The following is a 22,762-nucleotide window of genomic DNA, read 5'->3' on the forward strand; positions in this document are numbered from 1 at the left end:
ACTCCGTTCCGAACGTCATGAGACAGCGTCCCAGAACTTTTCTGAAGAAATCTTGCGAACTCGCGTAATGGATCCCGCGCGACCCCATCTCTCCTGTCAGAGACAGTCTGCGAAAGCCACCGGGGGGCGGCGAACACGGACTCCGGCGGATGGGGATCCGCCGGCGGGGTCGGCCCGGCACCTCGGGGGAGGAGTTCCGGGCCGCCCCGCTCTACGACGGGGGGATCCTCCGATTCGGGTTGTGAGGATCTGGGGAAAGACCGAGGGCACGGGGGCCGCCACTGGGGAGTGGCAGGCCCCCGGCCCCGGGTCGTCTCCGGGGCCGGGCCTCAGCGGGCCGGCGCACCGCCCGTCCACACGGCGACGACGTCCAGATCGCCGGACAGCAGCACGGCATCGCCCAGTCGCCCCGGCGTGAGCTCGCCCAGTTGCGCGTCCACGCCGATCGCGCGCGCGGGGGTGCGGGTCAGCGCATCGACGGCGTCCGCGAGCGGCACGCCTGCCTCGACGGCGCGGCGCAGCGCGACGTCCTGGGTGAGCGTGGAACCGGCGATCGAGCCGCTGTCCACCCGCGCGACCCCGTCCCGCACCGTCACGTGCAGCGATCCCAGCATGTAGTCGCCGTCGGCGGAGCCGGCCGCGGCCATCGCGTCGGTGACCAGGGCGACGCGCCCCGGGGCCTCGTCGAAGAGCAACTTGATCACGTGCGGGTGCAGATGGATGTTGTCGGCGATGCCCTCGAGCGTCACGCGCTCGTCGTGCGCCGCGGTGAGCACGGGGCCCGGGTCGCGATGGTGCAGCGGGCGCATCGCGTTGAACGCATGGGTGAGGATCGTGGCCCCTGCGTCGAACGCTTCGCGGAGGGTGGCGTCGTCCGCGTCGGTGTGGCCGACCGCGGCCGCGGCGCCCGCCGCGACCACCAGACGGATGGCCTCCATGCCGCCGGGCAGCTCGGGCGCCAGCGTGACCTGGCGGACGGTGCCCCGCCCTGCGTCGAGCAGCCGCTGCACGTCGGCCCGCTCGGGCAGTCGCAGCAGCTCGGGGTCGTGCGCGCCCTTGTGCCCCGGGTCGAGGAACGGGCCCTCGAGGTGGGAGCCGAGGAGGTCGTGATCGGTGCGCATCAGGTCGGCGACCATGCCGACGCGCTCGGCGAGCTGGTCCAGGGGCGCGGTGATGAGCGACACGACCGCGCGCGTGGTGCCGTGCGCGCGGTGCATCGCGCGGGCCGTCCGGATCGCGTCGACTCCGTCGTCGAAGGCCGCGTTCGCCCCGCCGTGGCCGTGGATGTCGACGAACCCGGGCGCGAGGATCGCCCCGGATCCCGCCGCATCGCGGGCGTCGATCACGGAATCCGCCGGCGCCCAGTCGGATCCGGTCCCGCGCGCGACCACGACGCCTTCCTCGATCCGGACCCAGCCGTCCTCGACGACGGCGCCGCCCGAGACGATGCGGGCGGAGTGGACGACGAGCGACCCGTGGGCGGAGCTCTCGGTGCGGGCGGTCATGCGTTCTCCTCGGAAGCGGTGGTCGACGTGGCGGCGGGGTCGGCGTTCGGCGCGGGTTCCGCGTCGTCGTCCAGCGCGGCGCGATCGACCGCGATGCCGGAAGCCTCCCACGCCGGGATCGACTGCGCGACTCTCGTGCGGAACGACGCCCAGGAGCGCTCCGGACCGGTCGCCGGCGACCAGCCGATCTCGGCCTGGGCGGCGATGCGCGGGAAGACGAGACCGTCGGCCTCGGCGAGCGTGGAGACGGACTCCGTCCACAGCGGCGCCTCGATGCCCAGGATCGCCTCGGCGGGCACATCGGGGATCACCTGCGCCGGATCCCAGTCGTACGCGGTGCGCAGCGGCACGATGCCGGCCCACGCCAGGCCGTGCGGATGGTCGGCGCGCGGCTTCATGTCGAGATAGGCGCGGTCGGACGGCGAGAGGACGAGCGCGCCGCCCCGCTCGACGAAGCGGCGTGCGTGCGCGGCGTGGTCGCCCTGCGGCACCGCCGATCCCCAGTACTGGCCGATCATCCCCGCGGGAAGGCCGTCGACCACGCCCGCCTCGTGCCAGGCGACCGGCGTCTTGCCCGTGTCGGCGGCGAGCCTTCCGGCGCGCTCGAAGAACAGGGCGAAGTCGGCCGCCGAGGTGCCGAGGCACTCGTCGCCGCCGATGTGCAGGTACGGGCCGGGGGTGAGGGCGGCGAGCTCGTCCAGCACATCCCGGATCAGCTCGTACGTCCGCTCCTCATGGATCCGCACCGAGGAGTGCCCGACGCCCCAGGCGGAGTACTGCTCGCCGTGGACGGGGAGCGGCTGGTGCAGCGCCGCCGCCTCGGCGATGTTCGCCTCGGTGATCGCCGGCTGCTCGACGAGGTCGGGGTAGCCGAGCCCGATGGCGTGGGTGTGCCCCGGCAGGTCGATCTCGGGCACCACCGTGACGTGCCGCGCCGCGGCGTAGGCGACGATCGCCCGGTAGTCGTCCTTCGTGTAGAAGCCGCCGGGACCGCCGGTGGCGTCGCCCCCGGCGCCCGCGCCGGTCAGCTGCGGCCAGGCGTCGATCTCGATGCGCCAGCCCTGGTCGTCGGTGAGATGCAGGTGCAGGTGGTTGAACTTCAGCGCCGCGGCGCGGTCGATGAAGCGCTGCACGTCGGCGACGGAGAAGAAATGCCGCGCGACGTCGAGCATGACCCCCCGATAGGCGAACCGCGGGGCGTCGTCGATCCGCACCCGCGGAACGCTCCACCCGGCGTCGTCGCGGTGCAGCAGCTGGAGCAGGGTGCGCGTGCCGTGGAACAGGCCCGCCGCGTCGTGCCCGGTGATCCGGATCCCCTCGTCCGACGCCTCGAGGAGGTAGCCCTCCGTACGGACGGGGCCGGGGCCGATCCCGAGGAGGATGCGCGTGTCGCCGTCTGCGGTGACCGCGCCCGCGCCGAGGCGGGCGGAGAGCTCGGAGCGCAGGAGCGCAGCGGTGTCCGCCTCTCCCTCGATCCGGACGGAGGTCACGGGGACGGAGCCCTCGCCGCGGATCACGGAGGCGGGGAACGGGATGAGCGGCAGCGCATCATGCAGGACCATGAACAAAACCTATCGCGAACGCGCGTCGTCGTCGGGACCGCGTCCTGTCATCGCCCTCGGGATCCCGGTCGCGATCGGGTAGGCTCGTCGATGTCGCGACTGGCGTCTGGGTGGGTCACCACCGGGGAGCGACCGTCATGGATTCGACCGCGCGCCTGGGCCGATGAGCACCCTTCTCTTCGCTATGTCAAAGGAGCACGCCATGACCGACCGTTTCTTCAACGCGCCTCTCTCCGAGGTGGATCCCGAGATCGCCCAGGTCCTCGACCGGGAGCTCACGCGCCAGCAGACCTTCCTCGAGATGATCGCCTCGGAGAACTTCGTCCCCGTCTCCGTCCTGCAGTCGCAGGGCTCGGTGCTGACCAACAAGTACGCCGAGGGCTACCCCGGCCGCCGCTACTACGGCGGCTGCGAGGAGGTCGACGTCGCCGAGGAGCTCGCGATCGCCCGCGCCAAGGAGCTGTTCGGCGCCGAGTTCGCGAACGTCCAGCCGCACTCCGGCGCCACTGCGAACGCCGCGGTGCTGCACGCGATCGCGCGCCCCGGCGACACCCTGCTCGGCCTCTCCCTCGATCAGGGCGGCCACCTCACGCACGGCATGAAGATCAACTTCTCCGGCCGCCTCTACGACATCGTCGCCTACGGCGTGAACCCGGAGACCTCCACCATCGACATGGACGAGGTGCGCCGTCTCGCCCTCGAGCACAAGCCGAAGGTGATCATCGCCGGCTGGTCCGCCTACCCGCGCACGCTCGACTTCGCCGCGTTCCGCGAGATCGCCGACGAGGTCGGGGCTCTCCTCTGGGTCGACATGGCGCACTTCGCGGGCCTCGTCGCCGCAGGCCTGCACCCGAATCCGGTGCCGCACGCGCACGTGGTCTCGTCGACCGTGCACAAGACGATCGGCGGCCCGCGCTCCGGCTTCATCCTCACGAACGACGCCGAGATCGCCAAGAAGATCAACTCGGCCGTCTTCCCGGGCCAGCAGGGCGGCCCCCTCATGCACGTGATCGCCGCGAAGGCCACCGCCTTCAAGATCGCCGGAACGCCTGAGTTCAAGGAGCGTCAGGAGCGCGTGCTGCGCGGTGCGGCGATCATCGCCGACCGCCTGTCCCAGCAGGACGTGAAGGACGCCGGCATCGCCGTGCGCTCGGGCGGCACCGACGTGCACCTCGTGCTCGTCGACCTGCGCGACGCCGAGATCGACGGCAAGCAGGCCGAGGATCTCCTCCACGACATCCACATCACGGTCAACCGCAACGCCGTCCCGAACGACCCGCGTCCGCCGATGGTCACCTCGGGTCTGCGCATCGGCACGCCCGCGCTCGCGACCCGCGGCTTCGGCGACGCCGAGTTCACCGAGGTCGCTGACGTCATCGCGCTCGCGCTGCAGCCGGGCGCCGATGTCGAGGCGTTGCGCGCCCGCGTGGACGCGCTCGCCGCGGCCTTCCCGCTCTACCCGGACCTCGTGCAGTGACGGCCCGGATCCTCGACGGCAAGGCGGCGGCGGCCCAGATCAAGGCGGAGCTCGCCGAGCGCGTCGCGGCCCTCGCCGCGCGCGGGGTCGTCCCCGGCATCGGCACGGTGCTGGTGGGGGCCGATCCGGCCTCGCAGCTCTATGTCGGCATGAAGCACCGACAGTCCGAGGCGATCGGGATGAACTCGATCCAGCGCGAGCTGCCCGCCGACGCGACCCAGGCCGAGGTCGAGGCCGTGATCGACGAGCTCAACGCGGATCCGGCGTGCCACGGCTACATCGTGCAGCTGCCGCTGCCGAAGCACCTCGACACGGACGCGATCCTGGAGCGGATCGATCCGGCCAAGGATGCCGACGGCCTGCACCCGACCAACCTCGGCCGCCTCGTGCTGAACGTGAACGCGCCGATCCACACTCCGCTCCCGTGCACGCCGCGCGGTGTGATCGAGCTGCTGCTGCGCAGCGACTACGACCTCAAGGGCAAGCACGTCGTCGTGGTCGGCCGCGGCGTCACGATCGGTCGCCCGATCGGGCTCCTCCTCACGCGCCGCGACATCAACGCGACCGTCACCCAGGTGCATACCGGTACGCCGGACATGTCGCCGTACCTGCGTGAGGCCGATGTGATCGTCGCCGGAGCCGGGGTCAAGCACCTGATCCGTGCCGAGGACGTCAAGCCGGGCGCCGCCGTGCTCGATGTGGGCGTGACGCGCGAGGACGACCCGGAGACCGGCAGGAGCAGGGTCTACGGGGACGTGGATCCGGCGGTCGCCGAGGTCGCGGGCTGGATCTCGCCGAACCCCGGCGGCGTCGGGCCGATGACCGTGGCCCTGCTCATGACGAACGTCGTCGAGGCGGCAGAGCGCGCCGTCGCCTGAGTCTCCCTGCGCCACGAAGAACGGGCGGATCCGACCGATGTCGGGTCCGCCCGATCCGCATCCGGGCGTCCGCGGTCAGCCGAGCTCGTCGAACATCCGGCGCTGCTCCGGCGTGAGTCCGTCGTCGAGCTCCGTGCGGGCCTCCGAGGTCGAGGCGGTCGACGCGGCGCCGGCGTCCCGGGAGCCCGAGCGCGAGCCGGAGATCCTGGCCCCCGCGGCGTCGTAGAGCTCGCCGGCCTTGCGGGACAGCGCGTCGTCGACCTGGTCGTAGACGACCCAGCCGATCAGCAGGATCACGGGCGGGAGGATCCAGCCCCAGACGTTGCCGGCGGTCACGCCGCTCAGCCACACGGTGAGGATCCACACGACGAGCTCGACGGCGAACACGGCGAGGTACTGCACGAACTTGGTGCCGCTCGCCGACAGCGATGTCGCGGCCTTCGTCAGCAGGGGCTTGAGGAACAGGGCGGCCAGAGTGAGGATCACGGCGGCCCAGAGCGCGTGCAGGCCGACGCGGGCGGGAGTGAGCCAGCCGATCACGAGCAGCACGACGACGTCGAACACGTAGAGCGACGCGAACCGCACGATCAGATTCTTCATGCCTCCACCCTGTCATGAGGGGGAGCGTGCCGGTAGCGACCGCCCCGACCGGGATCCGGGGCGTGGAGTGCGCGGCGCGGGGTGCGCCGTCAGCGGCCAGGGTGCACAGCGGCGATCGCGTCCAGCACGGCGGCGTACACGGCATCGGCGTCGACCCACGGCGGCGCGACGCCGGCGAGTTCGAGGCCCACGGCGCCGTGCACCTGCGCCCAGACGGCCAGGGTGCTGCGGAGATCCACGTCCGGCCCGACCTCTGCCGCGCCGGTCAGCGTGCGGGCGAGAGGCAGCAGGGCGTCGAGCTCGCCGGTGTGGTCGGTAGGGTCGTGCGCCGTGCTGACCGCCCCGCTGAACATGAGCCGGTACCGGTCGGGGTGCTGCAGGGCCCAGGAGCGGTACGCCTCGCCGAGCGCGCGGAGCCCCCCGGGCTCCGCGGCCCGCTGCGCCTCGGCGAACGAGGCGAACGAGTCGGCGATGACCGCGGAGATCAGATCCGCCTTGCTCCCGAAGAGCGTGTAGACGGCCGAGGTCGACGTATCCGCGGCCTGTGCGACCTCGCGCACCGAGAAGCGCTCAGGGCCGTCGCGGTCGATCATCGACGAGGCGACCGCGATGAGTCGGGAGCGCAGGTTCGCATCGTGCGTGACGGGTCTTGCCATACGAGGGATCCTATCGTAACGTCGTTCTGTAACAACGTTCTATAACAACGTTAGAAAGGAACGGCGATGGGTGCGAAGGTCTTCCCCGGGCGGTACACGGCGGCCGTCGACCGCACCGACATCACGGTGTTCGTGATCGGCATGCGGGCGAATCGGTGGTGGCAGGTCGGGCGGGTGCTGCGCGTGGCGCGGCGGATGCCCGCGATGCTGCGCCACCTCTCGAGCCATCCGGAGGCGGGGATGCTCGGCTGCGAGAGCTGGCTGGGCCGCACGACGATCCTGCTCTCCTACTGGGAGAGTCCGGAGCATCTGCAGCGGTTCGCGGCGGACCGCGACGCACCGCACCTGCAGCCGTGGCGCGACTTCATGCACACCCTGCTCGGATCCGGCAGCGTCGGCGTCTGGCATGAGACCTATCAGGTCCCGGCCGGAGGGATGGAGGCGATCTACGCCGACATGCCGCTGTTCGGACTCGCTGCGGCGACGGCGCACGAGCCCGTGGGGCCGGGCCGGAACACCGCCCGGCAGCGGCTGGGCCGCTGACGGTCGCTGCCGGGCGTCACGGCGTGCCGGGCAGCCCGAGCACCCGCAGGAAGAACCAGAGCAGGCCGAACGCGAGCACCACGACCGTGACGACGATGCCCGCGACGGTCGCCGTGCGCGGCATCCGGCGGCGCAGCAGCATCAACGCCGGGAAGACGATCAGGATGATCGACAGCTGCACCGCCTCGATGCCCAGGTTGAACACCAGCAGCGACCACAGCAGCGTCCACGACCACGGCTCGGTGATGTGGAGCGCACTGGCGAAGCCGAGTCCGTGGATGAGCCCGAAGCCGAACACGATCCCGAGGCGCAGCAGCGCAGCCCGGCGGGACGGCTCAGGCGCCGGCTCGCCTCGGCGCCGCGCGGCGCGCCGCAGCCGCTCCTCCCACAGATGCCAGGCCGCGACTGCGGCGATCGACAGCGCGATCGCCGGCTCCACGATGTCCGACCCGACGTGCACGAGACCGAGCGCGGCGAGCAGGAACGTGATCGAGTGCGCCACCGTGAAGCAGGTGGCCGCGAATACGACGTCGCGCAGGCGCCGGGAGCTCACGATGAGGGCGAGGAGGAACAGGATGTGGTCGATCCCGGTGAGCAGGTGCTCGGCGCCGAGCAGGAAGAACTCCGCGAAGCGCTCGGTCCACGGCTGCACGGTGGAGAACCGCGGGTGGCTCGCGTCCAGTGCCGCGCTGCCGCTGCGGCCGTCGAGGGCGTACGTCACGATCGTCTTGGTGTCCTTGACCATGCCCTCCGTGTCGGGGAACAGGGTGCTGCGCACGACGACGGCGCCGTGGTGCGCGGCGGCGCAGGCGTAGCGCACGGTGAAGCGCGCGTAGTCCGTGGCGTCCCGGGTGTGGAACTCCGCCGGACCGTCGGCCCGCGGTCGGCAGGGGCCGCCGCCGTCCACGGCGACGGTGAAGTGCGCGGACGCATACGCCACGATCGCCGCCGCGTGATCCGCCAGCACCCGGTTCTCCGCCCCCGGATGCGGATGCTCGACCGCATCGGCGAAGAGGGCAGGATCCTTCTCCGCCCGGGCGGCGGAAGCGCTCAGCAACGGGTACTGGAGATCGAATGCCACCCGCACGTCGGTCGCGCTCGCCGCCGACAGATCGGCGTATGCGACGGTCGTCACATGGGCGTCGGCCGGGCGGGCCAGCAGCAGCACCGCCGCGCCGACGAGTACGAGGACGAGCGCGCCGCGCGACAGGAGGCGCATCGGCGGGAGCCCCGTCCCCGGATCAGCCCTGCCGCACCTGACCGAGCGTGGACTCGACGCCTGCGATGCGGGCGTACTCGTCGAAGCGGAACGTGGCGCTCCCGGTCGCATCGCTCACGACCGCGCCCGAGTACGCCTCGTCGGTCCACTGCATGCTCCAGCCCGCGAGACGCGCGAGATCCCAGACCGAGGAGCGCGCGTCGGACAGCGAGAGCTCGGGAAGGATCCGCGGCAGCGCCGTCACGGCGTCGGCCACGGTGAGCGCGGGCAGCGGAGCGTCGAGCAGGAACACCGCGCGGGTGCCGCTGCCGACCGGCGCCGAGTAGTACGGCGAACGGCCGGTGATCTCCTCGGCGATCGCGGCGACCTGGTGGGCGGCCCCCGAGATCCATCCGTCGACGTCGGCGTCGGCCTCGGCCGGGAACGGCAGCTCGGGCTGCGAGAGCTCGGCGATCCCGTAGGTGGTGCCGTAGTCGCGGAGAGCGGCGATCTGCGGGTCGGCTCCGCCCTGGGGGTGCGCCCACGCCCACATCAGCGAACGCGGCCCCGGGGCGATGGTCGCGACCAGCGAGGCGCGCGCGACGATGCGACGGCTCGGGTCGGCCTCGGAAGTGAAGGCGAGGGTGCCCGCCGCGAGATCGACGTCCCAGCGGTGCTCGCCCAGGGCGTCGGTCGCAGCGACGAGCTGGTCCTGGCGGAGGGCGGCGAACAGTGCCGCGCGGTCGGCGAGAGGCGCGAGGGCGGGGAAGGTCATGGATTCATCCTGCCGTCACCGCCTATGAATGCGCCAGTTCATCGGGTGCCGCGTCGCGCGCCGGGTGTTCAGGCGACCGGGACGTCCTCGGGCACCGCGTCCGCGCGTCGGCGCATCCGCCAGATGCTCGGCACCGCCATGGTCCCGAGCGCGATCGCGGCGTAGACGATCGCGGAGGCCACCATGAGCGCCGGCAGATCCACCCGGGCGATCAGCCATCCGAACGCGAGCGTGCCGACGGGCATCGCGACGTAGCTCCCCAGCATGTCGTAGCTGGAGACCCGCGAGAGCTTCTCCTCCGGGATCTGCTCCATCATCGTCACGTTCCAGCCGGTGCTGAACACCTCGACGCCCGCGCCCGCGACGAGCGCGGCGATGACCAGCAGGGGCACCGCCGGATGCAGGCCGAGGAGGGTGAGCGGGATCGCCAGGGCGCTCATCCCGAGCATGCCCAGCCGCAGTGGACGTCGGAGCGGGATCCACATCAGCAGCAGCGTCATCAGCAGCACGCCCGCGCCCTCGGCGCTGACGACCCAGCCCCAGCCCGCGACGCCCAGCAGCGGATCGTTCTTGGCGATGTACGGTCCCGCGACGCCCCAGGCGCCGACGTGGATCGCGTTGAGCACCATGAAGGCGAGCACGACGATCCACAGCCAGGGACGGGACCAGAACTCGCGCCACCCGTCATGGAGATCGTGGAACAGCCCCGCCCGCTGCCCGCGGATCGGCGGAGGGAGCCGCACCATCGCGAGGAACACGATCGCGGCGGCCCAGCCCGCGGCCTGGATCACCATGACCCAGGCCGGGCCGGCCAGGGCCACGATGCCGCCGGCGACGACGGGACCCGCGATCGTGGTGGCGGAGCGGGCGAAGGACAGCAGCGCGTTCGCCTGCTGCAGGTGGTCCGGCGTGGTCAGCTGCGGGATGAGCCCCTGCATCGCCGGCATCACGAACGCGGCGGAGGCGCCGTTCACCGCGGCGAGGGCGGCCAGGGCCGGCACGGTGGCAGTGCCCGTGAACAGCAGCGCGGCGGTGGCGCCGATCGAGAGGATGTCGACGACGTAGCTGGTCTGGATGACGACGGCGCGCGGAAGCCGATCCGCGACGACGCCGCCGAGCAGCAGGAACACGATGTTGGCGACCGTGAACGCCGTGAGCACGATCGAGAGGGCGGCCGCGTCGTTGTCGATCCCCAGCACGGCGAAGGCGAGCGCGATGGACGACATGGATCCCGTGATCAGGGTGATCGTGCGGGCCAGGAAGAACCAGCGGAATCCCCGATCCCGCAGCGCCGCGATGCCCATCCTCACTCGCCCCATCCTGTCAGGCGATCTCGGGATCGGCCGCCGCGCCGATCGGTTCAAGGCGCAATGTTCGTCCGCGATTCGGGCATTTGGCGACAAACATCGCTCCTCGAAACCTGCCGATCACGCGCCCAGCGCGGACCGGATTCGGCGGAGCAGCGTCGTCTCGTCTCTCAGCAGGGCGGCGGTCACCTCGATCACCGTCCATCCTGCGGCACGGAGAGCTGCCGCCCTCTCCACGTCTCTGCTCCACTGTGCGGAGTGCTGCAGGCCGTGGTATTCGACGGCCACCTTCTGCGCCGGATAGACCAGGTCGACGCAGCCGAGGAACCGGCCGCGATCGTCGAAGACGTCCTGGTTGAGCTGAGGTTCGGGAAGACCTGACGTGATGATCAGCCACCGCAGGCGCGATTCACGAGGCGACCACGAGTCCACCCGGATCAGCTCGATCGCCGTACGCAGCTTGGCGATGCCCTGACGTCTCCCCGCGTTCATGGCCTCCTTCAGCTGCTCGATCGTGGCGAGCGGACGTCTGCCGACGGCGGGGCGGCCCACTCCGGGTTTCCACTCACGGCAGAAGTAGTCGCCGGCGGCCAAGAGGTCAACCGTGCCGAGTTCAGCCGCGAGCGATACCCAGGTCGCCGCGGGTGATGCGACACGGAAGCCCCGGTGGTCGCAGACCTCCGTCATCCTGCGGAGAGAGCGGTGGCCTTCGACACCTGCCATGCGGGGGAGCGCGACAGGGCCGAGCGCGCACACATGGAGTGCGGGTCCCGCGGCGCCCGCCGGATCGCCCCGCTCGTCCAGAACGAGCGGGAGCGGGGCGCCCCAGATCGCAGCAGCGGTCTGGTGGCTGAAGAAGTGTCCGGAGTGCATCCGCGGGGCGTAGTCGGCAGCTCGTGAGAGCCGCAACAGCCGCTGACGTTCGTAAGGGTCGGTGATCGTCGCCGGATCCAGAGCCTCCCGTCGCGTGCGCACGCCGGGGAACGGGGCTCGCAGGTCGGACCCGCGCAATCGGCCGTGACCGATGCCATGCCGGCGTGCCAGCGCGACCGAGAAGGTGGATCCGAGTTCCTCGGGCAGATCTGAATGTCGGCGCATGCGACACACTCTGCCCCTCCCGGAAACCCCGGTCCCACTTATCCACAGCCGCTCGATCATCTCGAACGTTCGAGGAGCATTGTTCGCGCCGAAACTGCCCGATACAGAGCGAACATCGCTCCTCGAACGTGAAACCGGGATCCGGGTCAGTAGCTGGCGGAGGGGGAGGACGGGGCCGGGGCGGACGGGGGGAGGAAGCGGACCGCGAGGGCCTCGGAGGCCCGCGCGAGGAGGGCGACGTCCGCGCCGACGGCGACGAAGGCGGCACCGGCGGCGATGTACGCGTCGGCAGCGGCCGGATCGAACGCGTTCACGCCCACGGGAGTGCCGACGGCGGTCGCCTCGGCGAACACCCGCTCGACCGCGGCGACCACGTCGGGGTGGGTCTGCTGTCCGAGCAGGCCCATCGAGGCGGCGAGGTCGGAGGGGCCCACGAAGACCGCGTCCACACCGTCGACCGCGGCGATCTCTGCCGCGGCGGCGACGCCGGCCGCGGTCTCGATCTGCACCGTCAGCGACACATGCTCCGCGGCGTCGCGGAGGTAGCCGTCCACGCGGTTCCACCGGGCGCTGCGAGCCAGGGCGGAGCCCACCCCGCGCACGCCCTCGGGCGGGTACCGCGTGGCGGCGACCGCGGCGCGCGCCTCCTCGGCCGAGGAGACCATCGGGACGATGAGGTTCTGCGCGCCGAGGTCGAGCACCTGCTTGATGATCACGGGGTCGTTCCACGGCACGCGCACGAGGGGCGTGATCGGGTACGCCGCCGCCACCTGCAGCTGAACCTGCAGCGTGTCGAGCGTGTTCGCCGAGTGCTCGCCGTCGATCAGCAGCCAGTCCAGGCCGGATCCGGCGGCGATCTCGGTCACGAGCGCGCTGCCGGTGCACGCCCACATCCCGATGAGGGGGCGCGCACCGGCCGGGCTCCCGGCCCGCTCCGCGAGACGGTCGCGGAACGTCGGGCTCAGACGAAGCGGCATTCGATCACTCCCATGGAGCCATAGTCGCAGCGCACCTCGTCGCCGCGCGACACCCACATCGGCCGCGTGAAGGATCCGGCCAGGATGATCTCGCCGGCCTCCAGACGGGCGCCGTGCTGGTGGAACTTGTTCGCGAGCCACGCGACGCCGGTCGCGGGGTGCCCGAGCACGCCCGCGGCGACCCCGGTCTCCTCGATCTCGCCGTTGCGGCTGAGCACTCCGGGCACCCAGCGCAGGTCGATCTCGTCGGGGCGCTTGTGCACGGTGCCGAGCACCATCGCCCCGTAGGCGGCGTTGTCGCTGATCGTGTCGACGATCGTGCGGCCTTCCAGCTCGATGTGCGAGTTCAGCACCTCGAGCGCCGGCACCGCGTAGTCGATCGCGGCGAGCGCGTCCTCCAGCGTGCAGTCCGGGCCCTCCAGCGGCTCCTTGAGCACGAAGGCCAGCTCGACCTCGATCCGCACGTTCGAGAAGTGCCCGGTGGGGATCTCGGATCCGGACGGATACACGGTGTCGTCGAACATGACGCCGTAGTCGGGCTCGGTGATGCCCGTGGCCTGCTGCATCGCCTTCGAGGTGAGCCCGATCTTGCGGCCGACGAGCGTGCGGCCCGCGGCCACCTGGGCGTCGCGCCAGACGCCCTGGATCGCGTAGGAGTCCTCGACGGTCGCCTCCGGATGCCGTGCCGTGATCCGAGGGATCACGCCGTGCGTGCGGTCGGCCTCGGCGAGCTCTGCGGCGAGGGCGGCGATGGTGCCGGCGTCGAGGCTCACAGCTGGTGTCCGAGCTTGTACTCGCCCTGCTTCCACTCGGGCATGGTCTCGGCGGCGCCGCCGGACTCGGGGGCTCGCGTGTAGCTGAAACCGTCGGCGCCGATCGTGACGGCCATCTCGCTGCTGTCGGTGCGGGCGACGACGGGCTGCGGGTTGCCGTCCAGGTCGAGCACGAGCGACGCGTCGGTGTACCAGCTCGGGACGACGGGGTTGCCCCACCAGTCGCGGCGCTGGTTGTCGTGCACGTCCCAGGTGACGACCGGGTTGTCCGGGTCGCCCGTGTAGTAGTCCTGCGTGTAGACCTCGACGCGGTGACCGTCCGGGTCGCGCAGGTACAGGTAGAACGCGTTGGAGACGCCGTGGCGGCCGGGGCCGCGCTCGATCGCGTCGGAGCGGCGCAGGGCGCCGAGCTTGTCGCAGATCGCGAGGATGTTGTGCTTCTCATGGGTGGCGAAGCACACGTGGTGCATGCGGGGGCCGTCGCCGCCGGTCATCGCGGTGTCGTGCACGGTGGGCTTGCGGCGCATCCAGGCGGCGTAGACCGTGCCCTCCTCGTCCTGGATGTCCTCGGTGACGCGGAAGCCGAGATCCTGCATGTACTTCACCGCGCGCGGCACGTCGGGGGTGACCTGGTTGAAGTGGTCCAGGCGCACGAGCTCGCCGGGGATGTGCAGGTCGTAGCGCCAGCTCATCCGCTCGACGTGGTCGGTCTGGTGGAAGAACTCGTACGGGAAGCCGAGCGGATCCACGACGCGCACCGAGTCGCCGATCCCCTTCACGAAGCCCGACGGGTTGCGGCGCACATCGCAGCCCAGCTCCGTGTAGAACTCGACCGCGCGGTCGAGGTCCTCGGGGGTGCGCACGCGGTACGAGAACGCGGCCACGGCGGCGACCGGGCCCTTGCGCAGCACGAGGTTGTGGTGGATGAACTCCTCGGTGGAGCGGAGGTAGATCGTCTCCTCGTCCTCCTCCGTCACGTACAGCCCGAGCACGTCGACGTAGAAGACGCGCGACGCGGCGAGGTCCGTCACGACGAGCTCCATGTACGCGCAGCGGAGCACGTCCGGCGGGCTGGACTGCGGGGTCGGGATGGGGTTTCCGGTGGTGATGGGCGCCTCCTGGCTGGTGTAGAAGCCGGAGGAGGTGAGCGTCATGTCGGCGCGGTTGGTCATGTCAGCGTCCTTGCTAGATGTTCGGTCCGGGATCCGGTTCAGCGGGGGTCCGGGTCGTCGACGTCGGTCTCGGTGTGGGTCCCTGCGCCTGTCGAAGGGTCCTGCTTGCCGAAAGTCGGGTTGTGCGGGGCGCCGAGCGTGATGTGCACGCTCTGCTGATCGGTGTAGAAGTCGATCGAGCGGTAGCCGCCCTCGTGGCCGAGTCCGGAGGCCTTCACGCCGCCGAACGGGGTGCGCAGGTCGCGGACGTTGTTCGAGTTGAGCCACACCATGCCGGCCTCGACGGCCTGCGCGAAGTTGTGCGCGCGCTTGAGGTCGTTGGTCCAGATGTAGGCGGCCAGACCGTACTTGGTGTTGTTGGCGAGGGCCAGCGCCTCCTCGTCGGTGTCGAACGGGGTGATCGCGACGACGGGGCCGAAGATCTCCTCCTGGAAGATCCGGGCGTCGGGGGAGACGTCGGCGAACACCGTCGGAGCGACGTAGTTGCCCTCGGGGAAGCCGTCGGGACGGCCGCCGCCGGCGACCAGGCGTCCCTCGGTCTTGCCGATCTCGACGTAGCTCATCACCTTGTCGTAGTGCTCGGGGTGCACGAGCGCGCCGACCTCGGTGGACGGGTCGTGCGGGTGGCCGACCTTGACGCGCTTCGCCTGCGCCGCGTACTTCTCGACGAACTCGTCGTACACGTCGCGCTGCACCAGGATCCGGGATCCGGCCGTGCAGCGCTCGCCGTTCAGGGAGAACACCCCGAAGATGCACGCGTCGATCGCGGTGTCCAGATCCGCATCGGCGAACACGACCGCCGGGCTCTTGCCGCCGAGCTCCATCGAGAGGCCCTTGAGGAACGGTGCGGCGTTGCCGAAGATGATCTGGCCCGTGCGGCTCTCGCCGGTGAAGGAGATGAGCGGCACGTCGGGGTGCTTGACGAGGGCGTCTCCCGCATCCTCGCCGAGGCCGTTGACGAGGTTGAAGACGCCCTTCGGCAGCCCTGCCTCCTCGAAGATGCCCGCCCACAGGGAGGCGGACAGCGGCGTGAACTCGGCGGGCTTGAGCACCACCGTGTTGCCGGTGGCGAGCGCGGGGCCGAGCTTCCACGACTCGAGCATGAAGGGCGTGTTCCACGGGGTGATGAGACCCGCGACGCCGATCGGCTTGCGGTTGACGTAGTTCATCTGCTTGCCCGGCACCTTGAAGGCGTCGTCGGACTGGGCGACGATCAGGTCGGCGAAGAAGCGGAAGTTCTCGGCGGCACGGCGGGCCTGCCCGAGCGCCTGGGTGATCGGCAGGCCGGAGTCGTAGGACTCGAGCTCGGCGAGGCGGGCGTCGCGCGACTCGACGATGTCGGCGATCTTGTGCAGCACGCGCGAGCGCTCGCGGGGGAGCATGCGCGGCCACGGGCCCTCGTCGAAGGCGCGCTTGGCGGCGGCGACGGCCTTCTCGATGTCGGCCTTCTTGCCGGCCGCAGCGTGGGCGTAGGTCTCGTTCGTGACGGGGTTGAGCACCTCGAAGGTGTCTCCGTCGATCGAGTCGACGAACTCGCCGTCGATGTAGTGCTGGATCCTCGTGGGGAGGTCGGCGGGGGTGTAGGCCTCGGTCATCATCGTCCTTCCGGGTGGTGTGGGTGGTCTCGTGCTCGTCAGGCGGGGGGCTCGACGGCGGAATCGGGGTGCAGCGCGGCGAGGAACGCGTCCCTCGTGCGCCAGCGGTGGTTGCGGGCGGCGAGCTCGATCTCGAGCGGATCCGCTCCGGTGCGGATGAGCTCGACGATCTGCGCGTGCTCCTCGACAGAGTGCTCGGCGCGGCCGGGCACGAACGCGAACGTCGACTCGCGGATGCCGCTGAGGCGGGCCCACCCGCGCTGGACCAGATCCAGGATGTGCGGGTTGGGGCACGGCTCGTACAGCACGGAGTGGAACTGGCGGTTCAGCTCGGTGAAGCGGTGCGCGTCGAAGCTGTCGAGCAGCCGCGTCATGCGGTCGTTGACCTCGAGCGCGGCGTCCAGGGCGGCCGCGTCCAGCAACGGCGCGGACAGCGCCGTGGCCGCGCCCTCGACGAGCCCGAGCGTCTGCATGGTGTGCGCGTACTCGCTCTCGTCGACGAGGGTGACCCGGGCGCCGACGTTGCGCTCGAAGGTGACCAGGCCCTCGGCCTCGAGCCGGCGGATCGCCTCGCGCACCGGGACCACGCTCATCCCCAGCTCGTCGGCGATCGTGCCGAGCACGAGCCGGAAGCCGGGGCCGTAGGCGTGCGAGGCGATGCGCGCGCGGAGCCAGGCGTACGCCTGCTCCGACTTGCTGCCGGTGAGGACCTCGGCCATCACGCCTCCTCGGACCCCGTCGCGCGCGCGGCGTCGTACGTGGCGCGCCAGGCGGCGTCCATCGGGAACAGCCCATCGACCGGATGCCCCGCCTCGACCTGCTCGGCGATCCAGGCGTCCTCCTCCTCCTGGGCGAGGGCCGCGTCGGCGACCTCCTCGGCCAGGGCGGGCGGGATCACGATGACGCCGTCGCTGTCGCCGACGATGATGTCGCCCGGCTGGACGGCGGCGCCGCCGCAGGCGATCGTCACGTCGACGTCCCACGGGACGTGCTTGCGGCCGAGCACCGACGGGTGCGCGCCCTGGGAGAACACGGGCAGGCCGATCTCGGCGACCGCGGCGTAGTCGCGCACCCCGCCGTCCGTCACCACGCCCGCCGCCCCGCGGACCTTGGCGCGCAGGGCCAGAATGTCGCCGAGGGTGCCGGTGCTCGCGTCGCCGCGGGCTTCGATCACGATGACCTCGCCCTCCTCGACGGCGTCGAAGGCGCGCTTCTGCGCGTTGTAGCCGCCGCCGTGGGTCGTGAACAGATCCTCACGGGCGGGGACGAAGCGCAGCGTCTTGGCGGTGCCGACGATCTTCGCGCCGGGCACGTTCGCCGAGACCCCGTCGATGAAGCAGGCGTGCAGGCCGCGCTTGCGCAGCTGGGTGCTGAGGCCGGCGGTGGGGGCGGCGAGGAGCTTCTCGCGCAGCGCGGGGTCGAGCGCGGGCGCGGTGGCGGCCGTCGCGGCCTCCGGCGCGAGCCCTGCGGCCTCGCGCGACCCCCACGCCTCGGCGCGCTGCAGGTCGTCCACGGCGGGGAGCGATCCGAGCGCGCCGTCGAAGGGCACGTCGCCCTGCACGACCGTCGTGCGCAGGCCGCCCGAGCTGAAGGTCTTCGAGGAGTGCGGGGCGTCGACCTCGATGACGACGACGTCGCCGGGGACGATCACGCTGGAGCCGGCGGGCGTGCCGGTGAGGATCACGTCGCCGGGTTCGAGGGTGAAGTGCTGGGAGAGATCCGCGACGAGCTGCGGAAGCGGGAACAGCAGGTCGCCGGTCTCATCGTCCTGGCGCAGGTCTCCGTTCACCCAGGCGCGCACGCGCAGCTGAGTCGGATCGACCTCGGCGGCGGGGATGAGCTCGGGACCGAGCGGCGTATAGCCGTCGCCGCCCTTGGAGCGGACGTTGGAGCCCTTGTCGTTCGCGCGCAGGTCGTACAGCCCCAGGTCGTTGGACGCGGTGACCCAGGCGACGTGCGACCAGGCGTCCTCGACGCTCACGCGCCGCGCCGGGGTGCCGATGATGAGGGCGATCTCGCCCTCGAACGCCAGCAGCTCGGTGCCGGCGGGGCGCTCCACGACGCCATCCGTGCCGGCGACCGACGAGGACGGCTTGAAGAAGTAGGACGGCGCCGCAGGGGTGCGGCCGCGCTGGTCCGCGCGGGAGCGGTAGTTGAGGTGGATCGCGATGATCTTGCCGGGCCGGTCGATCGGTGCGGGCATGGGCGCCTCCTCGCGCGGATGGGGCCAGGGAGGGGTTCCCTTGGCGTCGTATCCGAAATCGTATATCATCGTGCCGAGCCCCGGCAAGCGTCGATCCGGATCCTGTCCGCAGAGGATCCCCGTCGCCCGATCCGCTGGGCCAGACGACGTCGTCACGACAAGGAGAACGCAATGTCCGCAGAATCCTCACCGGGCTTCACGCCCACCGGGACCATCGCCTCGGCGGCCGATCGGCGCAGGGTGGTCTTCGCCACCGTCATCGGCACCACGGTCGAGTGGTACGACTTCTTCATCTACGCCACCGCGGTGGGGCTGGTGTTCGGCCAGCTCTTCTTCAAGGATCTGGGGGCCAACAGCGCCCTGATCGGGTTCGCGACGGTCGGGGTCAGCTTCCTGTTCCGCCCGCTCGGCGCCTTCCTGGCCGGGCACTTCGGCGACAAGTTCGGCCGCAAGGCGGTGCTGATGTGGACGCTGATCCTCATGGGCGCGGCCACCGCGCTCATCGGCGTGCTGCCCGACGCGAACGCGATCGGCGTCGCGGCCCCGATCCTGCTGGTGCTGCTGCGCATCCTGCAGGGGATCTCGGCCGGCGGCGAATGGGGCGGCGCCGTGCTGATGGCCGTCGAGCACGCGCCCAAGGCCAAGCGCGGCATCTTCGGCGCGGCGCCGCAGATCGGCGTGCCGCTCGGGCTGCTGATCGCCTCCGGCGTGATGGCGATCATGGCGCTGGTCGCGCCCGGCGACCAGTTCCTGTCCTGGGGCTGGCGCATCCCGTTCCTGCTCAGCGTGGTGCTGATCGTGGTCGGCTACTACGTGCGGCGCCGGGTCGAGGAGAGCCCGGTGTTCGCCGAGCTCGCCGAGCGCAAGGAGGCCGCGCGGATGCCGATCGTGCAGCTGTTCCGCAAGCATCTGCTGCTCGTGATCATCGCGGCGCTCGTCTTCGCCGGCAACAACGCGGTCGGCTACATGACCACCGGCGGCTACATCCAGGGGTACGCGACGAATCCCGAGGGCGCGCTGAAGCTCGACCGGGGTCCCGTGCTCTGGGCCGTGGCCGGCTCTGCCGTCACCTGGCTGCTGTCGACCCTGGTCGCCGGCTGGATCTCGGACCGCATCGGACGCCGGAACACCTACATCGTCGGGTGGATCCTGCAGCTCGTCGGCGTGTTCACGCTGTTCCCGCTGGTGAACACGGGGCAGATCGGGCTCCTGTTCGCGGCCCTCGCGATCCTGACGGTCGGCCTCGGCTTCACCTACGGACCGCAGGCGGCGCTCTACACCGAGCTCTTCCCGGCCTCGATCCGGTTCTCCGGGGTCTCGATCTCCTATGCGATCGGGGCGATCGCCGGCGGCGCCTTCGCGCCGACCATCGCGACCGCGATCGTGCAGGCGACGGGCTCGACGCAGGCGGTCACCTGGTACCTCGCCGGGATGACGGTGATCGGCCTCCTCGCGACGCTGCTGCTGCGCGACCGCAGCGGCATCCCGCTCGGCCCCGACCACGAGACCGAGCAGGCGGTGAGCCCGATCTACGGACTGTCCCGGGCCTGAGCCGGGAGTCCTTCGGGTCGACGACGAAACGCGGTGCCCTCGAGGGGGTGCCGCGTTTCGTCTCGGTCGCCTTCGGCGGCCTCGCTCGGCGAGCGGCGAGGGGGCTGCGGTCAGGCTCCGAGGGCGTCGCGGATCGATGCGGCCGAGCGCTGCAGGCGGATCGCGATCTCGGCGTCGGTGCGGTCGGTCGCCACATGCACGACCGCGATCGCGGCGGGGCGCTGACCGCGCAGGGCCAGCGGCACCGCGATCGACTGCACGGTGGGGATGACCTCGTCGTGGCTGGTGGCGAACCCCGCGAGGCGCGAGCGGGCCACCTCGTCGTGCAATGATGCCGGCGCATCGTCCGGCCACTCGGCCTCGGGCACCTGCGCGAGGATCGCCTTGCCCGGCGCGCCGACCGTGACAGGGTGCCGCGCGCCGGGGCGCTGCGCGACGCTCGCCACGGTGTGCCGCGGCTCGACGCTGACCAGCGTGATGCACTCGGCGCCGTCGAGCACGGCGAGGAAGCAGGTCATGCCGAGCTCGTTGGCGACGGCGGTGAGCTCGGGGAGTGCCTCCGCCTGCAGGTCCTGCGCGACACCGGCGGCGAGAGCGGCCATGCGCGGTCCGAGGGCGACGAGGCCGGCCGCGTCCCGCCCCACCAGGCGGTGGTCCTCCAGCGTGCGCAGCAGGCGGTACGCGATCGAGCGGTGCACGCCGAGGCGCGCGGCGATCTCGTCGATCGACAGGGGTCCACGCTCGTCGCCCAGGATCTCCAGGATCCGGATCCCGCGGCTGAGCGTCTGCGACTGGGCGCCCGACGTCGTCGCCGGCGCGGCGGGGGTGTCGGCCATGGATCCTCCGGTCTTGATCGCGGTCGCGACCTCGGCTAGTCTGTGTTCAATAGTAGAACGTTGCGTTCGAATATAGAACACGCGATGAGCCGAGGCAAGAGCCCTCGCGATCCGCAGCGAAGCCCCGACGACGCCGTCAGGAAGGAATCGACGACGATGCAGTTCCACCACCACGGATACGTCTCCCACGACCCCCGCGTGCTCCCGGCCGCCGGCACCGGCGTCGACCGTCCGGACGAGCTCCCCGATGTCATGGACGTGCTCATCGTCGGATCCGGCCCGGCCGGCATGCTCCTGGCCGCGCAGATGTCGCAGTACCCCGGGCTCACGACGCGCATCATCGAGAAGCGCGACGGCCGGCTCGTGCTCGGGCAGGCCGACGGCATCCAGCCGCGCAGCGTCGAGACGTTCCAGGCGTTCGGGTTCGCCGAGCGGATCATCGCCGAGGCGTACAACATCGGCTGGATGAACTTCTGGGGACCGGATCCGCAGAACCGGCAGAACATCGTCCGCACGGCGCGCACCGCCGACTACGCGTACGACATCTGCGAGTTCCCGCACCTCATCGTCAACCAGGCCCGCGTGCTCGACTACTTCGCCGAGGCCGCCGCCGACGGTCCGGGCCGCATCCGCCCCGACTACGGCGTGGAGTTCCTCGGGCTCACCGTGCACCCTTCGACGGGCTCGGGGGTCGACGGCGAGCACCCGGTCGAGGTGCGGGTGAGGTACTCCGCCGGCGAGCGGGCGGGGGAGGAGCGCACCATCCGCGCGAAATACGTCGTGGGCTGCGACGGGGCGCGCAGCGGCGTGCGCGAGGCGATCGGTCGCACGCACGTCGGCGAGATGGCGGCGCACGCGTGGGGCGTCATGGACGTGCTCGTGAACACCGACTTCCCCGACTGGCGCACCAAGTGCGCGATCAACGCGGAGGCGGGCAACATCCTGCACATCCCGCGCGAGGGCGGATACCTCAGCCGCATGTACATCGACCTCGGCGAGGTCGCCTCCGACGACAACCACGCCGTGCGCGCGACCCCGATCGAGGCGATCATCGGCAAGGCGAACGAGATCCTGCACCCCTACGCGATCGACGTGAAGCAGGTCGCGTGGCACAGCGTCTACGAGGTGGGCCACCGCATCACCGACGGCTTCGACGACGTCGACCCCGGATCGGCCGCCAGCCCGCGCGTCTTCCTCACCGGTGACGCCTGCCACACGCACAGCGCCAAGGCCGGCCAGGGCATGAACGTGTCGATGCAGGACGGATTCAACCTGGGCTGGAAGCTGGGATCCGTGCTCACCGGCCGCGCTCCGGCGGCTCTGCTGGCGACCTACGGGGCCGAGCGCAAGCCGGTCGCGCAACAGCTCATCGACTTCGACCGCGAGTGGTCCTCGCTCATGGCGCGCAAGCCCGAGGAGATCTCCGACCCGCAGGAGCTCGCGACGTTCTACCTGGGCACCGCGGAGTTCCCCTCCGGCTTCATGACGCAGTACGGCTCGTCGATGATCGTCGGATCCGACGCCCATCAGGCGCTCGCCGCGGGCTTCCCGCTCGGCAAGCGGTTCAAGAGCGCCGAGGTCGTGCGCGTCGCGGACGGCAACGTCGTGCACCTCGGGCACCACGCGAAGGCGGACGGCCGCTGGCGCGTGTACGCGTTCGGCGACACGTCCGGCGCCGGCCTCGACGCCTGGGCCGCGGCCGCGGCGCCCGTATTCGCCCGGTTCACGCCGGCCGACGGCGACGTGGACGCGGTGTTCGACGTCAAGGGGATCTCGCAGCGGTCGTACGAGGACCTCGACGTCACGACGGCGCCGGCGCTCTTCCAGCCGAAGACGGGGCCGCTCGGGCTCACCGACTGGGAGAAGCTCTATGCCGCCGCCCCGTCGCACTGGTCCAAGACCGACATCTTCGACGCGCGCGAGCTGTCGCGCGACGGCGTCGTGATCGTGGTGCGGCCCGACCAGTACGTCGCCGCGATCCTGCCGCTGGACGCCGTCGGCGAGCTGGAGTCGTTCCTGGAGGGCGCCTTCCTGGAGGCCTGACGGTGCGGTGGTC

20 protein-coding genes and 1 riboswitch are annotated in these 22,762 nt (G+C 71.3%); of the genes, 5 read left to right on the forward strand and 15 right to left on the reverse strand.

The window, feature by feature from the left end; genetic code table 11:
- Positions 1 to 329 precede the first annotated feature (329 nt).
- Together nagA and RL72_RS03675 are read right to left on the reverse strand one after the other, a co-directional pair.
- A complete protein-coding gene (gene nagA, locus RL72_RS03670) occupies positions 330 to 1,505 on the reverse strand; it encodes an N-acetylglucosamine-6-phosphate deacetylase (protein WP_045249460.1) in 1,176 nt (391 codons plus the stop codon).
- Positions 1,502 to 3,067 carry a family 20 glycosylhydrolase gene (locus RL72_RS03675; protein WP_082072025.1) on the reverse strand — a complete coding sequence of 522 codons (1,566 nt, stop codon included), beginning with the start codon at positions 3,065 to 3,067 and terminating at the stop codon, positions 1,502 to 1,504. Before RL72_RS03675 ends, nagA begins: the two co-directional genes overlap by 4 nt.
- 85 nt (positions 3,068 to 3,152) lie before the next feature.
- A riboswitch (ZMP/ZTP riboswitch) is annotated at positions 3,153 to 3,235 on the forward strand.
- A 34-nt stretch (positions 3,236 to 3,269) separates the two neighbouring features.
- On the opposite strand from RL72_RS03675, the gene glyA reads away from it, so the two are divergent.
- Together glyA and RL72_RS03685 are read left to right on the forward strand one after the other, a co-directional pair.
- On the forward strand, positions 3,270 to 4,544 hold the full coding sequence (gene glyA, locus RL72_RS03680) for a serine hydroxymethyltransferase (RefSeq protein WP_045249461.1): 1,275 nt from the start codon (positions 3,270 to 3,272) through the stop codon (positions 4,542 to 4,544).
- Positions 4,541 to 5,422, forward strand: a complete 882-nt coding sequence (locus RL72_RS03685) for a bifunctional methylenetetrahydrofolate dehydrogenase/methenyltetrahydrofolate cyclohydrolase (protein WP_045249462.1) — start codon at positions 4,541 to 4,543, stop codon at positions 5,420 to 5,422. Before glyA ends, RL72_RS03685 begins: the two co-directional genes overlap by 4 nt.
- A gap of 75 nt (positions 5,423 to 5,497) precedes the next feature.
- On the opposite strand, the gene RL72_RS03690 is transcribed toward RL72_RS03685, so the two are convergent.
- Positions 5,498 to 6,022 (reverse strand): hypothetical protein, encoded by a 525-nt coding sequence (locus RL72_RS03690; protein WP_045249463.1) that lies wholly within the window; start codon positions 6,020 to 6,022, stop codon positions 5,498 to 5,500.
- Between the two features lie 89 nt (positions 6,023 to 6,111).
- Complete coding sequence (locus tag RL72_RS03695) at positions 6,112 to 6,678, reverse strand: TetR/AcrR family transcriptional regulator (RefSeq protein WP_045249464.1); 567 nt, start codon at positions 6,676 to 6,678, stop codon at positions 6,112 to 6,114.
- A 66-nt stretch (positions 6,679 to 6,744) separates the two neighbouring features.
- Here RL72_RS03695 and RL72_RS03700 point away from each other — a divergent pair, with 66 nt between their 5' ends.
- Entirely contained in the window at positions 6,745 to 7,221 is a 477-nt protein-coding gene (locus RL72_RS03700) for a DUF4188 domain-containing protein (RefSeq protein ID WP_045249465.1), read from the forward strand.
- A gap of 16 nt (positions 7,222 to 7,237) precedes the next feature.
- Here the strand turns inward: RL72_RS03700 and RL72_RS03705 are convergent, their stop codons facing one another.
- The 10 genes from RL72_RS03705 to RL72_RS03750 form a co-directional block, all read right to left on the reverse strand.
- Positions 7,238 to 8,440, reverse strand: coding sequence for a HupE/UreJ family protein (locus RL72_RS03705; protein WP_045249466.1), 1,203 nt, complete (start codon positions 8,438 to 8,440; stop codon positions 7,238 to 7,240).
- Positions 8,441 to 8,462: 22 nt separating this feature from the next.
- Positions 8,463 to 9,194 carry a DUF6882 domain-containing protein gene (locus RL72_RS03710; protein ID WP_045249467.1) on the reverse strand — a complete coding sequence of 244 codons (732 nt, stop codon included), beginning with the start codon at positions 9,192 to 9,194 and terminating at the stop codon, positions 8,463 to 8,465.
- A 68-nt stretch (positions 9,195 to 9,262) separates the two neighbouring features.
- The gene (locus RL72_RS03715; protein ID WP_045249468.1) at positions 9,263 to 10,513 is read right to left on the reverse strand and encodes an MFS transporter; all 1,251 of its coding nucleotides are present in this window, start codon (positions 10,511 to 10,513) and stop codon (positions 9,263 to 9,265) included.
- Between the two features lie 108 nt (positions 10,514 to 10,621).
- Complete coding sequence (locus RL72_RS19355) at positions 10,622 to 11,599, reverse strand: DUF559 domain-containing protein (RefSeq protein ID WP_045249469.1); 978 nt, start codon at positions 11,597 to 11,599, stop codon at positions 10,622 to 10,624.
- A gap of 146 nt (positions 11,600 to 11,745) precedes the next feature.
- Complete coding sequence (locus tag RL72_RS03725; RefSeq protein WP_045249470.1) at positions 11,746 to 12,576, reverse strand: HpcH/HpaI aldolase family protein; 831 nt, start codon at positions 12,574 to 12,576, stop codon at positions 11,746 to 11,748.
- Positions 12,561 to 13,349: a 2-keto-4-pentenoate hydratase gene (locus tag RL72_RS03730; protein ID WP_045249471.1), complete on the reverse strand. Its 789-nt coding sequence runs from the start codon at positions 13,347 to 13,349 to the stop codon at positions 12,561 to 12,563. The genes RL72_RS03725 and RL72_RS03730 overlap by 16 nt, the downstream gene beginning before the upstream one ends.
- On the reverse strand, positions 13,346 to 14,521 hold the full coding sequence (hpaD, locus tag RL72_RS03735; protein ID WP_045249472.1) for a 3,4-dihydroxyphenylacetate 2,3-dioxygenase: 1,176 nt from the start codon (positions 14,519 to 14,521) through the stop codon (positions 13,346 to 13,348). Before hpaD ends, RL72_RS03730 begins: the two co-directional genes overlap by 4 nt.
- A gap of 38 nt (positions 14,522 to 14,559) precedes the next feature.
- Positions 14,560 to 16,116, reverse strand: coding sequence for a 5-carboxymethyl-2-hydroxymuconate semialdehyde dehydrogenase (hpaE, locus tag RL72_RS03740; RefSeq protein ID WP_045249495.1), 1,557 nt, complete (start codon positions 16,114 to 16,116; stop codon positions 14,560 to 14,562).
- 38 nt (positions 16,117 to 16,154) lie between these two features.
- The gene (locus tag RL72_RS03745) at positions 16,155 to 16,835 is read right to left on the reverse strand and encodes a GntR family transcriptional regulator (RefSeq protein ID WP_045249473.1); all 681 of its coding nucleotides are present in this window, start codon (positions 16,833 to 16,835) and stop codon (positions 16,155 to 16,157) included.
- On the reverse strand, positions 16,835 to 18,319 hold the full coding sequence (locus RL72_RS03750) for a fumarylacetoacetate hydrolase family protein (RefSeq protein WP_045249474.1): 1,485 nt from the start codon (positions 18,317 to 18,319) through the stop codon (positions 16,835 to 16,837). Before RL72_RS03750 ends, RL72_RS03745 begins: the two co-directional genes overlap by 1 nt.
- Positions 18,320 to 18,490: 171 nt before the next feature.
- Between RL72_RS03750 and RL72_RS03755 the strand changes: the two genes are divergently transcribed.
- Entirely contained in the window at positions 18,491 to 19,870 is a 1,380-nt protein-coding gene (locus RL72_RS03755) for an MFS transporter (RefSeq protein WP_045249475.1), read from the forward strand.
- 110 nt (positions 19,871 to 19,980) lie between these two features.
- Here RL72_RS03755 and RL72_RS03760 read toward each other — a convergent pair whose 3' ends face one another.
- Positions 19,981 to 20,706: an IclR family transcriptional regulator gene (locus RL72_RS03760; protein WP_045249476.1), complete on the reverse strand. Its 726-nt coding sequence runs from the start codon at positions 20,704 to 20,706 to the stop codon at positions 19,981 to 19,983.
- A gap of 156 nt (positions 20,707 to 20,862) precedes the next feature.
- On the opposite strand from RL72_RS03760, the gene RL72_RS03765 reads away from it, so the two are divergent.
- Positions 20,863 to 22,749, forward strand: coding sequence for an FAD-dependent monooxygenase (locus RL72_RS03765; protein WP_045249477.1), 1,887 nt, complete (start codon positions 20,863 to 20,865; stop codon positions 22,747 to 22,749).
- Positions 22,750 to 22,762: the final 13 nt, after the last annotated feature.

The organism is Microbacterium azadirachtae, from assembly GCF_000956545.1.
Classification (GTDB): domain Bacteria; phylum Actinomycetota; class Actinomycetes; order Actinomycetales; family Microbacteriaceae; genus Microbacterium; species Microbacterium azadirachtae.